Annotated in this window: 8 protein-coding genes; 2 read left to right on the top strand and 6 right to left on the bottom strand. The window is 71.8% G+C overall.

Annotation, left to right across the window (positions count from 1 at the left end):
- Nucleotides 1-50 precede the first annotated feature (50 nt).
- Nucleotides 51-2,906, bottom strand: a complete 2,856-nt coding sequence (gene topA, locus LZ495_RS18760; RefSeq protein ID WP_235053456.1) for a type I DNA topoisomerase — start codon at nt 2,904-2,906, stop codon at nt 51-53.
- A 329-nt stretch (nt 2,907-3,235) separates the two neighbouring features.
- On the opposite strand from topA, the gene LZ495_RS18755 reads away from it, so the two are divergent.
- Nucleotides 3,236-4,852 (top strand): MDR family MFS transporter, encoded by a 1,617-nt coding sequence (locus LZ495_RS18755; RefSeq protein WP_235053455.1) that lies wholly within the window; start codon nt 3,236-3,238, stop codon nt 4,850-4,852.
- Here the strand turns inward: LZ495_RS18755 and LZ495_RS18750 are convergent.
- The 5 genes from LZ495_RS18750 to bldG form a co-directional block, all read right to left on the bottom strand.
- The gene (locus LZ495_RS18750) at nt 4,803-6,296 is read right to left on the bottom strand and encodes a DUF7059 domain-containing protein (protein WP_235053453.1); all 1,494 of its coding nucleotides are present in this window, start codon (nt 6,294-6,296) and stop codon (nt 4,803-4,805) included. The genes LZ495_RS18755 and LZ495_RS18750 overlap by 50 nt on opposite strands.
- Nucleotides 6,297-6,323: 27 nt before the next feature.
- Nucleotides 6,324-7,094 carry a hypothetical protein gene (locus tag LZ495_RS18745; RefSeq protein ID WP_235053451.1) on the bottom strand — a complete coding sequence of 257 codons (771 nt, stop codon included), beginning with the start codon at nt 7,092-7,094 and terminating at the stop codon, nt 6,324-6,326.
- 143 nt (nt 7,095-7,237) lie between these two features.
- Nucleotides 7,238-9,631 carry a sodium-translocating pyrophosphatase gene (locus tag LZ495_RS18740; protein ID WP_235053449.1) on the bottom strand — a complete coding sequence of 798 codons (2,394 nt, stop codon included), beginning with the start codon at nt 9,629-9,631 and terminating at the stop codon, nt 7,238-7,240.
- Nucleotides 9,632-10,123: 492 nt separating this feature from the next.
- Nucleotides 10,124-10,591: an ATP-binding protein gene (locus LZ495_RS18735; protein WP_235053448.1), complete on the bottom strand. Its 468-nt coding sequence runs from the start codon at nt 10,589-10,591 to the stop codon at nt 10,124-10,126.
- 120 nt (nt 10,592-10,711) lie between these two features.
- The gene (gene bldG, locus LZ495_RS18730; protein ID WP_231773267.1) at nt 10,712-11,053 is read right to left on the bottom strand and encodes an anti-sigma factor antagonist BldG; all 342 of its coding nucleotides are present in this window, start codon (nt 11,051-11,053) and stop codon (nt 10,712-10,714) included.
- 108 nt (nt 11,054-11,161) lie between these two features.
- Between bldG and sftH the strand changes: the two genes are divergently transcribed.
- Nucleotides 11,162-13,525: a DEAD/DEAH box helicase gene (gene sftH / locus LZ495_RS18725; protein WP_235053447.1), complete on the top strand. Its 2,364-nt coding sequence runs from the start codon at nt 11,162-11,164 to the stop codon at nt 13,523-13,525.
- The last annotated feature ends 16 nt before the right edge of the window (nt 13,526-13,541 follow it).

Genomic DNA, 13,541 nt, shown 5'->3' with positions numbered 1-13,541 from the left:
CGCGGTACCGGGCCGGCCCCGGAACGGAGGCATCCGTTCCGGGGTGTGACTCAGGTCGCCTTCTTGGCCGGGGCCTTCTTCGCGGCGGTCTTCTTCGCGGGCGCCTTCTTGGCCGGGGCCTTCTTGGCGGCCGCGCGCTTCTTGGGCGCGGGGCCCTTGGCGCGCTTCTCGGCGAGCAGTTCGTAGCCGCGCTCGGGAGTGATCTCCTCGACGCTGTCGGCCGCGCGCAGGGTCGCGTTCGTCTCGCCGTCGGTGACGTACGGGCCGAAGCGGCCTTCCTTGACCACGACCGGCTTGCCGCTGACCGGGTCCGCGCCGAGCTCCTTGAGCGGCGGCTTGGCGGCTGCCCGGCCGCGCTTCTTCTCCTCGGCGTAGATGGCGAGGGCCTCGTCGAGGGTGATGTCGAAGAGCTGGTCCTCGGTGGTCAGCGACCGCGAGTCGGTGCCCTTCTTCAGGTACGGGCCGTAGCGGCCGTTCTGCGCGGTGATCTCCTCGTTGCTCGCCGGGTCGACGCCGACCACGCGCGGCAGCGAGAACAGCTTGAGGGCGTCCTCCAGCGTCACCGTGTCCAGCGCCATCGACTTGAACAGCGAGGCGGTGCGCGGCTTCGGGCCCTTGGCGGCGGCCTTCTTCGCGGTCTTCTTGGCGGCCGTCTTCTTCGCCGCGGTCTTCTTGGCGGGTGCGGCGCCGTCCGCGGCCGGGCCGGTGCCGGCCTCGGGCTCCGGCTCGGCGGCCGCCGGGGCGGGCTCCGGCTCGGGGAGGATCTCGGTGACGTACGGCCCGTAGCGGCCGTCCTTGGCCACGATCTGGTGGCCGGTGGCCGGGTCGGTGCCCAGCACGAAGTCGCCGCTCGGCTTGTTGAGCAGTTCCTCGGCCTTCTCCACGGTCAGCTCGTCCGGCGGCAGGTCGGCCGGCACGTCGGCGCGCTTGTCGTCGCGCTCGACGTAGGGCCCGTAGCGGCCGACGCGCAGCACGATGCCGTCGCCGACCGGGAACGAGTTGACCTCGCGGGCGTCGATCGCGCCCAGGTCGGTCACCAGGTTCTTGAGGCCTTCGAGGTGGTCGCCCTGGTGCTCGGCGCCGCCCGGGGCGTCCTCGCCGAAGTAGAACCGGCGCAGCCACGGGACCGCCTCGGTCTCGCCGCGGGCGATCTGGTCGAGGTCGTCCTCCATCTTGGCGGTGAAGTCGTAGTCGACCAGCCGGCCGAAGTGGTTCTCCAGGAGGCCCACCACCGCGAACGCGATGAAGGAGGGGACCAGCGCGGTGCCCTTCTTGAACACGTAGCCGCGGTCCAGGATCGTGCCGATGATCGACGCGTACGTCGACGGGCGGCCGATCTCGCGCTCTTCCAGCTCCTTGATGAGCGAGGCCTCGGTGTAGCGCGCGGGCGGCTTGGTGGCGTGGCCCTCGGGGTTCAGCTCCAGCGCGGTGAGCGCGTCGCCCTCGGTGACCATCGGCAGCCGGCGCTCGCGGTCGTCGAGCTCGGCGTCCGGGTCGTCGGAGCCCTCGACGTACGCCTTGAGGAAGCCGTGGAAGGTGATGATCTTGCCGGATGCGGTGAACTCGGCGTCCCGGCCCGGGAGGCCCTCGGCCGGGGCGGCCACGCCGCCGATGCGGACCGTGACCGACTGGCCGACCGCGTCCTTCATCTGGGACGCGACGGTGCGCATCCAGATCAGCTCGTAGAGCCGGAACTGGTCGCCGGTCAGGCCGGTCTCGGCCGGGGTGCGGAAGCGGTCGCCGGAGGGGCGGATCGCCTCGTGCGCCTCCTGGGCGTTCTTGACCTTGCCGGCGTAGGAGCGCGGCGCGTCCGGGAGGTACTCGGCGCCGTACAGCTCGCGCACCTGGGCGCGGGCCGCGGCGACCGCGGTGTCCGACAGCGTGGTGGAGTCGGTACGCATGTAGGTGATGAAGCCGTTCTCGTACAGCTTCTGGGCCACCTGCATGGTCGCCTTGGCACCGAAGCCCAGCTTGCGCGAGGCCTCCTGCTGGAGCGTGGTGGTGCGGAAGGGCGCGTACGGCGAGCGGCGGTACGGCTTGCGCTCGACGGCGCGGACCTCGAAGGGCACCGACTCGAGCGCGGCGGCCAGCGCGCGGGCGCCGGCCTCGTCGACGTGCAGGACGTCGCGGCCCTTGAGCTGCCCGTCGGAGCCGAAGTCGCGGCCGGTCGCGACGCGCTTGCCGTCCAGGTTGACCAGGCGGGCGTTGACCGTGCGCGGGTCGGTGGCGTCGCCGGCCCGGCCGGTGTCGAAGGTGCCCAGGACGTCCCAGTAGGACGCGGAGCGGAAGGCGCGGCGGTCGCGCTCGCGCTCGACCACCAGGCGGGTCGCGACGGACTGCACGCGGCCCGCGGAGAGCTTGGGGCCGACCTTCTTCCACAGGACCGGGGAGACCTCGTAGCCGTACAGGCGGTCCAGGATGCGGCGGGTCTCCTGCGCGTCGACCAGGCGCTGGTTCAGCTCGCGCGGGTTGGCGACCGCGGACTGGATGGCGTCCTTGGTGATCTCGTGGAAGACCATGCGGCGGACCGGGACCTTGGGCTGCAGGACTTCCTGCAGGTGCCACGCGATGGCCTCGCCCTCGCGGTCCTCGTCGGTGGCGAGGAAGAGCTCGTCGGCTTCCTTGAGCAGCTTCTTGAGCTTGGCGACCTGCTGCTTCTTGTCCGCGTTGACGACGTAGATGGGCTCGAAGTCGGCATCGACGTTGACCCCGAGCCGGGCCCAGGACTGGCCCTCGTACGCGGCGGGCACCTCGGCGGCGCCGTTCGGGAGGTCGCGGATGTGACCCACACTGGCCTCGACCACGTAACCGGGCCCAAGGTAGCCCTTGATCGTCTTCGCCTTGGCAGGCGACTCGACGATGACGAGTCGACTGCCTTCGCGCGCGGTCTCGCTGCTCGGGGACACCTTCGCTCTTCTCTCCAGGTTGCTGGTGGCGGCCGGGGCCTGTCCGGGGACTGTAGCTGTCGTGTGGCGGAGTGTGACCGTACCTCAGCCCCTGATGTCAAACCGGCCCTGCCCGGTATACGACACGGATCGGCCCGATGCCACTCGAACGGTAACGCGCACCCAACCGTTCCCGCTTCCCGGGCCGCTAACCCTCCGCCTCCCGAACGGCCGCAGGGGCGTCTCCCGGCCGGTCGATCGCTTGATGGTTGTCCGATACATCTTGATTCCTCGACCACGGGCCGTAATCTCTGATGGACCGTCAGATCGGCACGGAAGCGGGGCCTGGCATGGACGACGAGGCAGCCGGAGGACCCGTTCCCGGTACCGCGGCAGCGGCCGGGCCCGCCGAGATCGGCGCAGCTCAGCGCCGTACGGTCTTCACCGGGCTGCTCATCTCGATGTTCATCGCGGCGCTCGCCAGCACGGTGATCACCACCGGTCTGCCGACCATCGCCGGCGAGCTCGGCGGCGTCGACAAGGTCTCCTGGGTAGTGGCCGGGCACCTCCTGACGAACTGCGCGGCCACCCCGCTGTGGGGAAAACTGTCCGATCTCTACGGGCGCAAGCCGCTGCTGCTGAGCGCCATCGGGGTCTTCACCGCGGGTACCGCGCTGTCCGGGATGGCCGCCGACATCTGGCAGCTGATCGCGTTCCGGGCGCTGCAGGGCGCCGGGGTGGGCGGCATGATCACGCTGTGCCAGGCGGTGATCGGCGACATCATCAGCCCCGCCGAGCGCGGCCGCTACCAGGGCTGGATCGGCGCCGCCTTCGCCTCGTCGACGGCGCTAGGCCCGCTGCTCGGCGGGGTGCTCGTGGACACCGTCGGGTGGCGCTGGTGCTTCTTCTCGATGCTGCCGTTCGCCGCGGTCGCCTTCGTGGTGATCCGGCGCAGCCTGACGCTGCCGCCGCGCCGGTCCGAGGTCTCCGTCGACTACCTCGGCGCGCTGCTGCTGGTGGCCGGGGTGAGCGCGATCCTGCTGCTGGTGTCGTTCGGCGGGCGGCAGTTCGCGTGGACCTCGGGCACCTCGTACGCGCTGGGCGCGGCGGCCGCGGTGCTGCTGGCCGCGACCGGGCTGTGGGAGCAGCGGGCCCGCGAACCGCTCTGGCCGCCGCGGATGTTCCGCAACGGCTCGTTCGCCGCGCAGTGCTCCGCGGCGTTCCTGATGGGCTCCACCATGTACGCGTCCATGGTGTTCCTGCCGCAGTTCTTCCAGCTCGGCCGCGGCTTCACGGCCACCGGGGCCGGGCTGCTGATGCTGCCGTTCATCGCGGCCAACTTCGCCGGGTCGACGCTGTCCGGCCGGCTCATCGCCCGGACCGGGCGGATCAAGGTCTTCCCGATGATCGGCATGGCCCTGTCCGCGGCCTCCGCGGCACTGCTCGCCTGGCAGGTCCTGGCCGCGCCGGCCCCGGCGCTGTGGCCCGCGATGGTGCTGGCCGGGCTCGGCATCGGCTTCACCTCGCAGGTGCTGATCCTGGCCGCGCAGGCCACCGTGGAACGCCGCGACCTGGGGATCGCGACGTCCTCGATCGCGTTCTTCCGGACGCTCGGCGGGACCATCAGCACGGCGGTGTTCGGGGCGGTCATCGCCCGCCGGTTCACCGACACGCTGCCCGGCGCGCTGGCCGAGCACCGCGTCCCGGCGGCGCAGCTGCCGCCGGGCGGTGCGGATGCCGCGCTGAGCCACCCGGACCGCATCCGGGAGTACGCGCACGGCCTGCAGAGCGCGGTGCGCGACGCGTACTCGTCGGGCATGAGCGCGGTCTACCTCGTGGTGCTGCCGTGCGTGCTGCTCGGGCTGGCCGCGGCCGCGGCCATGCGCGACACGCGGCTCCCGGTGAAGGCCCGTCCGGTCAGGGAGCGCCGGGGAACAGCAGGAAGCCGTCCGCGACCAAGGACCTGAGCGGGCCGGGCACCGCGTCGCGCAGCACCGTGCGGTTCTCGCCGAGCAGTTCGGCGATCGCGTCCACGATGGCGCCCGCGGTCAGCCGGCCGTCGCTGGCCCCGGCCAGCGCGGCCCCCACGGTGTCCACCCGGTCCGCCCGGCACATCCCGCGCTGCTGGCGCAGCACCACGTACTCGGGGTCCTCGGCACCGGGCTGGCCGGTCTGCTCCTGCAGCACCGCGGGGGCCAGCCGGAACGCGGTCTCCAGGAGCGCCGCGTCGTCCAGGTCCCGCAGCCGGTCCTGGCGGCCGAACCACTCCGCGATCGTGTCGCCGAGCGGCTGCTCGACCGCGTGCGGCCACTCCTCGACGTGCACGGCCGGCCGCTCGGAACCCGACTTGTGCAGGGTGATCCAGCCGAACCCGACGCCCTCGACGCCGTCCTGTTCGAACGCGTCCAGCCAGGCGTCGTAGCGCGCGGCGTACTCGGCGCTCTGGTGGTCGCCCGCGTCGCGCAGCCACAACTCGGCGTACTGCGCGGGGTCCTGGACCTCGCGCTGCACGACCCAGGCGTCGCATCCGGTCGGCGCCAGCCAATCGCGCAACCGGTCCTGCCAGTCCTCGCCCTTGACGTGCTGCCAGTTGGCCAGCAATTGGCAGAAACCGCCGTCGTTCAGCCGGTCCGGCGCCTGGGCCACCAGGCGGCGGCAGATCTCGTCGCCGGGCAGGCCGCCGTCGCGGTAGGTGAAGCGGCCCTTGGGTGAGATGACGAAGGGCGGGTTGGAGACGATGAGGTCGAAGGCCTCGTCCTCCACCGGTTCGAACAGGCTGCCCTCCGCGAGCCCGACGTTCGACACGCCGGACAGCGCCATCGTCAGCCGGGTCAGGTCCAGCGCGCGGCGGTTCACGTCGGTCGCGGTCACCGCGCGGGCGTGCCGCGACGCGTGCAGGGCCTGCACGCCGCAGCCGGTGCCGAGGTCCAGCGCCCGGTCGACCGGGCCGCGCACGGTGATGCCGGCCAGCGTGGTGGACGCGCCGCCGATGCCCAGCACATGGTCGGTGCGTACCGGACCGGACACGCCGCCGATGCCGCTGCCCAGGTCGGACACCACCCACCAGTCGGTGTCCGCCTCGCCGTACGGGCGGATGTCGACGACGGCCCGCACGTCGTCGCCGTCCCGGACGAGCAGTTCGCCGGCCACCGCCTCGTCGAACGGGAGCGCGGCGCGGGCCTGCGCGTACGGCACCGAAGTCTGCAGCAGGAACAGCCGGATCAGCGTCGCGAGCGGGCCGCCGTCGCCGCGCAGCGTGCGCAGCGCCGGGACCGTCTCGCTGCGGGACAACGCGCCGTACGCCTGCGAGCCGAGTGCGTCGAGGCATCCGTCGACGGTGTAGTCGGCATCGGCCAGCGCCGCGCGCAGCCGGGCCACCTGAGAGGAGTCGTGCATGGTCACGGACACCATCCTGCCCGGTCCGCGGACCGGATCCGATCAGCTCGCGGCAGTGGGCGCCGGGGTGGTGGCGGGCGGAGTGGCCGGCGGAGTCGCCGCCGGGGTGCCGGCCGGGGTGGCTGCCGGGCTGCCGGCCGGTTCGGAAGCCGGCGGCGAGGCCGGGGCCGAGGCAGGCGGTGCCGTGGTCGCGGGAGCGGAACCTGAGGCCGTGCCGGGCGCGGACGACGCGCCGCCGGCGGCCGGCAGCGAGGCGACGCAGCCGGACACCGCGGCCAGCGCCTTGCCCAGTTCGCCGGTGTGCAGCTTCTCCAGCGCCGCGTTGGACGTGGTCACCGTGCCGGCGATGCTGGGCTGCAGCGCGCGCAGGCCGTCGGCGAACGCCTTCTGGTCCGCGGTCGGCAGCGCCTCCAGCTGGGTCTTGACGGTGTGCCAGCCGGTGGCGATCGCCAACTGCTCGGAGACGAGCGCGGCGCGCTGCTCCTTGCCGCCGTCGACGTCGGGGTCGCCGGCCCGGCCGAGCGCGTCGGCGAGTGCGGTGTTGGCGGCCGCGAGCCGGGAGACGTCCTCGGCCAGCCGGGTGCGCAGCGCGTCGGGCTTCTCGCCGGGCAGCACCACGGATATGTCGGCGAGCGCGGTCTTCGACTCGTCGATCTTGGCGGTGACGTCCGCGGTGCACACCTTGGCCGCCCACCCGGCCAGGCTCTTGTTCTTCCCGTCGCCGTCGTCGCTGCACCCGGCGGTCAGTGCCAGGACCGCGGCGCAGGCCGCCGCAACCGCGAGATTTGCCGGGATCTTCGGTGCCACGCTCACGTCTCCAGGCTGCTGGGCAACATCGGTCCGACCGTCGCAACGGCCCTCCGAGACTCGCATACGGCAGGCAAAGGGGGCGACGCGGCCTCCGCGTCGCCCCCTTTCGCCACCCGGACCTGCCGGATCCGGGGCCGTGCCCGCGCTCAGCCGCCCACCGGGTGGGCGTCCTTCGGTTCGTGGTTCGGCGAACCGACCGCGATCGACTTGCGCTTGCTGAACCACACCGCGCCGATGATCACCACGATCGCCAGTACCGCCACGAGCGCCCGCAGCGGGCCGCTCGCGTTCTCGCCGATGGTCAGCTTGACCACGGCGGGCGCGATGAGCAGCGCGACCAGGTTCATCACCTTGAGGAGCGGGTTGATGGCCGGACCGGCGGTGTCCTTGAACGGGTCGCCGACGGTGTCGCCGATGACCGTCGCGGCGTGCGCGTCGGTGCCCTTGCCGCCGTACGTGCCGTCCTCGATGGTCTTCTTGGCGTTGTCCCACGCGCCGCCGGAGTTCGCCAGGAAGACCGCCATCAGCGTGCCTGCACCGATCGCCCCGGCCAGGAACGCGGCGAGCGGGGCGATGCCGAGCGCGAACCCGACCGAGATCGGGGCCAGCACGGCGAGCAGCCCGGGCGTGGCCAGTTCGCGCAGCGAGTCGCGGGTGCAGATGTCCACGACCCGGCCGTACTCCGGGGTTTCGGTGCCGTCCATGATCCCGGGCCTGGTGCGGAACTGCTCCCGTACCTCGAACACCACCGCGCCGGCCGCGCGCGAGACGGCGTTGATGGCCAGGCCGCTGAACAGGAACACCACTGCGGCGCCCAGGATCAGCCCGAACAAGTTGTTCGGCTGCGAGATGTCGAGGCTGAAGGAGAGTGCCTCCAACTTCGACATGCCCTCCGTCGCGCTCGCGCCGACTTCCGCCTGCGCGGTCTCCACGGCGTCCCGGTACGAGCCGTACAGCGCCGTCGCGGCGAGCACCGCGGTGGCGATGGCGATGCCCTTGGTGATGGCCTTGGTGGTGTTGCCCACCGCGTCCAGGTCGGTCAGGATCTGCGCGCCCTCGCCCTCGACATCGCCGGACATCTCCGCGATGCCCTGCGCGTTGTCGGAGACCGGGCCGAAGGTGTCCATCGCGACGATGACGCCGACCGTGGTGAGCAGGCCGGTGCCGGCCAGCGCCACCGCGAACAGGGCGAGCATGATGATGCCGCCGCCCAGCAGGTACGCGCCGTACACCGCGACGCCGATGAGCACCGCCGCGTACACCGCGGACTCCAGGCCCAGCGAGATGCCGGACAGGATGACGGTGGCCGGACCGGTCAGCGAGGTCTTCACGACGTCCTTGACCGGGCGCCGCGACGTCTCGGTGAAGTAGCCGGTCAGCTGCTGGATGACGGCCGCGAGCACGATGCCGATGAGCACCGCCACCAGGGCGAAGACCCGCGGGTCGCCGCCGTGTTCGAGGATCTCCTTGCCGGTGGTGGTGGTCGGCGCCAGGCCCTCCAGCTCGGAGAACTTGTCGGGCAGGTAGGCGAATGCCGCGATGCCGACCAGGACCAGGGAGATCACCGCGGACAGGAAGAACCCGCGGTTGATCGCGGTCATCCCGCTGCGGTCGCCGGCCCGCGGCGACACCGCGTAGATGCCGATCACCGCGGTGATCACGCCGATCGCCGGGACGAGCAGCGGGAACACCAGGCCGGCATCGCCGAACGCGGCCTTGCCGAGTATGAGCGCGGCGACCAGCGTCACCGCGTACGACTCGAAGAGGTCGGCGGCCATGCCCGCGCAGTCGCCGACGTTGTCGCCCACGTTGTCGGCGATCGTCGCGGCGTTGCGCGGGTCGTCCTCGGGGATGCCCTGCTCGACCTTGCCGACCAGGTCCGCCCCGACGTCCGCGGCCTTGGTGAAGATGCCGCCGCCGACGCGCATGAACATGGCCAGCAGGGCCGCGCCGAAGCCGAAGCCCTCCAGGACCTTGGGCGCGTCCTCGCGATAGATGATGACGACCAGGGCCGCGCCGAACAGGCCCAGGCCCACGGTGAACATGCCGGCCACACCGCCGGTGCGGAACGCGATGCGCATCGCGGTGTGGGAGGCCTCGGGTCCGGAACCGCCGGCGCGCGCGGCGGCGGCCACCCGGACGTTGCTGCGCACGGCCAGCCACATCCCGGTGTATCCGGTGATGGCGGAGAAGACCGCGCCGACGAGGAAGAACAGCGAGCGGCCGATGCGTTCGTCCCAGCCGTCGGCCGGGAGCAGCATCAGCAGGAAGAACACCCCGACGGCGAAGAGCCCCAGGGTGCGGAACTGTCGGGTCAGGTACGCCGCGGCGCCTTCCTGGACCGCTCCGGCGATGCGCTTCATGCTCTCGGTGCCCTCGTCGGCGGCGAGCACCTGGCGAACCAGTGCCGCTGCGACGCCGAGGGCGGCCAGTGCAATGACCGCGACCACCACGACGTACGTCAGATCGCTCCCGGCCACTTCTGCTGTCCCGGGTGCTGCGGAGACGGTGGCGAGTTCGGTGAGTTGGAGCCCGGACATGCGTCCTCCATCGCGAGGGATGTTTCGGACTGGCTTCTCAGACGGGCGCTAGACGATCTTTTACAACGTGAATGGGAGTGTATGCAAATGATCAAGAACACACCATGGAAATCTTCATGATCATATCTAATTACACATAAAATACGCGTGCTATGCCGCGTTTCGGGCATTCCCGAGTAACCATGTTTTGCCGACCCGAAAACGGGAAATGCACCGGGTCGGATCAGGGTGCGGCCCGTCCCGCGCAGTCCCGCTGGACCACGCTGCGCCCGCCTGTCCCGCGGCTGTCCCGCGGCCGTCCTGCGGCTGTTCCCGGACAGCACGACGGCGGGTGCCCGGAACCGGGTCACCCGCCGTGGAAGAGAATCAGCCGTTCGGAGCCGTCGGCTCCGGAAAAGTCGTGCACCGCCCGACCGGTCGGACCGGTAGGGCCGGACCGGCGCAGGCCGATGAGATCAGCCGGTCGGATCAGCCGGTCGGAAAATCCGTGCGTCAGACCGGTTCGTCGCCCGGCTTGTCCTTCGCGGACGGCCAGGACATCCGGATGCTGCCGCCCTCGGCGCCGGCCCGGACATCGAGCTCGTCCACCAGTCCGAGGATCACCGCGAGGCCCAGCTCGCTCTCCGCGACGTCCAGGCTCGCACCGTTCGCGGCGGCGCCGGGGAACGGGCTGGAGGCACTGCCCTCGCCCGCACCCACCGCAGCAGGCTGCGGCACCGCATCGCGCACCTCGATCGAGAACCGGCCTTCGCCGTCGTCGAGAGTCACCGTGACCGGCTCGTCCGCGCCGACCTGACGGGTCAGGCCGACCGCGCGCGAGCAGGCTTCGCCCACGGCGAGGCGCACTTCGTCCAGCACCGACTCGGCCACGCCGGCCCGGCGGGCGACGGCAGCGGCAACGAGCCTCGCCGTGCGGACGTGTTCGGGCAGCGCCGTGAAGCGCAGCTCGACGATGGCCATAGATCCCCCAGCCGTACTTGCCGACGATCCGACCGGTGGGCTGTCCGGTGCGAAGCGCTACCTGGATGAGCGGTGGCGGACGGAACGCCCGTCCGCAGCGCGAACGGGGCGTCCCGGATTTCAGTCCGTCGCGGCGACGGCCTCCGCCACCGAGGTGTGGATGGGGAACACCTTGGTGAGGCCGGTGATACGGAAGATCTTCAGGATGCGCTCCTGAGTGCACACCAGACGCAGCGAGCCCTCATGCGCACGCACGCGCTTCAGGCCGCCGACCAGGACGCCCAGACCCGTCGAGTCCAGGAAGTCCACACCCTCCATGTCCACGATCAGGTGGTAGCTCCCGTCATTGACGAGTTCCACCAATTGCTCGCGCAGTTTGGGGGCGGTGTACACATCGATCTCGCCGCCCACCTCGACGACCGTACGGCCGCCCTCGGTTCGGGTCGACAGGGACAGGTCCACGGATCCTCCAGCACCTTGCTATCGAGCGGTCGCCCCCCAAGGATCGGCAGCCGCCAAGGCATTCAACCACTTATGGGCGCTACAGGACGATGAATCCCACGACATTGGATGCCAGACTGGTGCCCGATGTCGCCCAATCCACACTCCCAGGAAGACCTGTTGGACCGCTTGCTCGCGGCCCACGGGCGACCCGATCGAGTGACACACGTTCGGCGTATACCCCCGCGCGGGGGCCGGCCGGCCGCATGGCCCGAATGGGCGCGCCCGGAAGTCGTGGACGCTTTTCGGGCGGCCGGTATCGACCACCCTTGGGAACACCAGGCACGTGCCGCATCGGCCGCCGCGTCGGGCCGGTCTGTCGTACTTGCGACCGGCACCGCCTCGGGCAAGTCCATGGCCTACCTACTGCCGGTACTCACCGCCCTCTTGGAGGGTACCCGGGCACCGAACGGCCGTGGTGCCACCGCGCTGTATCTGTCCCCTGCGAAAGCACTCGCAGCGGACCAGGTACGCGCCGTCGACGAGCTGCGCGCGGCCGGTACCGGACTCGACCGCGTCCGGGCCGCGGCCTATGACGGCGACACGCCTGCCGAGCTGCGCCAATGGGTGCGCGCGCAGGCCTCGTACGTGCTGACCAATCCGGACATGTTGCACCGCTCGCTGCTGCCCGCGCACCGCACGTGGTCGGCCTTTCTGAAAACCTTGAAATACGTTGTCGTGGACGAGTGCCACACGTACCGCGGCGTGTTCGGCTCGCATGTCGCCCAAGTGCTGCGCCGGCTGCGGCGGATCTGCCGCCGATACGGCGCCGATCCGGTCTTCGTGCTGGCCTCCGCGACCGTCTCGGACCCGGCGGCGGCCGCCGCCCGGCTGATCGGCGCGGCGCCCGGCGACGTGGAGGCGGTGACCGAGGACGCCTCGCCGCGCGGCGGACTGACCTTCGCGCTGTGGGAGCCCCCGCTCACCGACCTCAAGGGCGAACGCGGCGCCCCGGTACGGCGCACCGCCACCGCCGAGACCGCCGACCTGCTCACCGACCTGGTCGTCGACGGCGTGCGCACGGTCGCCTTCGTCCGCTCCCGGCGCGGCGCCGAAGTGGTCCGGGTCATCGCCCGCGACCGGCTCGAACGCATCGACGCCAAGCTCGCCGACCGGGTCGCCACCTACCGCTCCGGCTACCTCGCCGCCGAGCGCCGCGACCTCGAACGCGCACTGCACGACGGAAGCTTGCTCGGCGTGGCGGCCACCACCGCACTCGAACTCGGCGTGGACGTCTCCGGTCTGGATGCGGTCCTGATGGCCGGCTACCCGGGCACCCGCGCCTCACTGTGGCAGCAGGCCGGCCGGGCCGGCCGCGCCGGGCAGGACGCGCTGGCCGTCCTGGTGGCCCGCGACGACCCGCTGGACACCTTCCTGGTGCACCACCCCGAAGCCCTCTTCGACCGGCCCGTCGAGGCGACCGTGCTCGACCCGGACAACCCGTACGTCCTGGCCCCGCACCTCTGCGCGGCAGCCGCGGAACTGCCGCTCGAGGAAGCCGACCTGCCGCTGTTCGGCCCGGTCGCCGCCGAGCTCCTGCCCGGCCTCGAACGCCGCGGCCTGCTGCGCCGCCGCGCCACCGGCTGGTACTGGACCAGCCGCGAACGCGCCACCGACCTCACCGACATCCGCGGCTCGGCAGGCCAGGCCGTCCGCGTGGTCGAGGAGGACACCGGGCGCGTCCTGGGCACCGTGGACGCCGCAGCGGCGCACAGCGCCGTCCACCAGGGCGCCGTGCACCTGCACCAGGGCGAGACGTACATCGTGCGGCTGCTCGACCTGGAGGACGACGTGGCACTGGTCCGCCGCGCCGCCCCCGACTGGACGACGACCGCCCGCGAGAAGACCGACATCCGCATCCTGGAGGAAGTCCGCGCCGAGGACTGGGGACCGGGACGGCTGTGCTTCGGCTCGGTCGAGGTCACCAGCCGCGTGGTGTCCTACCAGCGCCGCCGGATCGCCACCGGCCAGGTCCTCGGCGAGCACAAGCTGGATCTGCCCGAACGCTCGCTGCGCACCCGCGCGGTGTGGTGGACGGTGACCCCCGACCAGGTCGCCGAAGCCGGCCTGGAGGAGGCCGACCTGCCCGGCGCCGCACACGCCGCCGAACATGCCTCGATCGGCCTCCTTCCCCTGTTCGCGACCTGCGACCGCTGGGACATCGGCGGCGTGTCCACCGCCCTGCACCCGGACACCGCCCTGCCCACCGTCTTCGTCTACGACGGCCACGCCGGCGGCGCCGGCTTCGCCGAACGCGCATACGCCACCGCCGCGCACTGGCTCACCGCCACGATGGAGGCCATCGCCTCCTGCGAATGCGAATCCGGCTGCCCCAGCTGCGTCCAGTCCCCGAAGTGCGGCAACGGCAACTTCCCCCTCGACAAGACAGGCGCCATCCGCCTGTTGGCGACACTGCTGAGAGGACGCCCCTGACCTGCCGCCCCGCCTG

Source organism: Yinghuangia soli (assembly GCF_021502675.1).
Classification (GTDB): domain Bacteria; phylum Actinomycetota; class Actinomycetes; order Streptomycetales; family Streptomycetaceae; genus Yinghuangia; species Yinghuangia soli.
Note: the sequence above shows the minus strand (reverse complement) of the source record. Positions and strands in the feature narration are given on the sequence as shown.

What these genes read in the sequence shown, in the direction of transcription:
- LZ495_RS18750 (WP_235053453.1), bottom strand. Translation starts at nt 6,296, where the DNA reads ATGGTGTCCGTGACCATGCACGACTCCTCTCAGGTGGCCCGGCTGCGC.
- LZ495_RS18740 (WP_235053449.1), bottom strand. Translation starts at nt 9,631, where the DNA reads ATGTCCGGGCTCCAACTCACCGAACTCGCCACCGTCTCCGCAGCACCC.
- sftH (WP_235053447.1), top strand. Translation starts at nt 11,162, where the DNA reads ATGCCAGACTGGTGCCCGATGTCGCCCAATCCACACTCCCAGGAAGAC.
- LZ495_RS18755 (WP_235053455.1), top strand. Translation starts at nt 3,236, where the DNA reads ATGGACGACGAGGCAGCCGGAGGACCCGTTCCCGGTACCGCGGCAGCG.
- LZ495_RS18735 (WP_235053448.1), bottom strand. Translation starts at nt 10,591, where the DNA reads ATGGCCATCGTCGAGCTGCGCTTCACGGCGCTGCCCGAACACGTCCGC.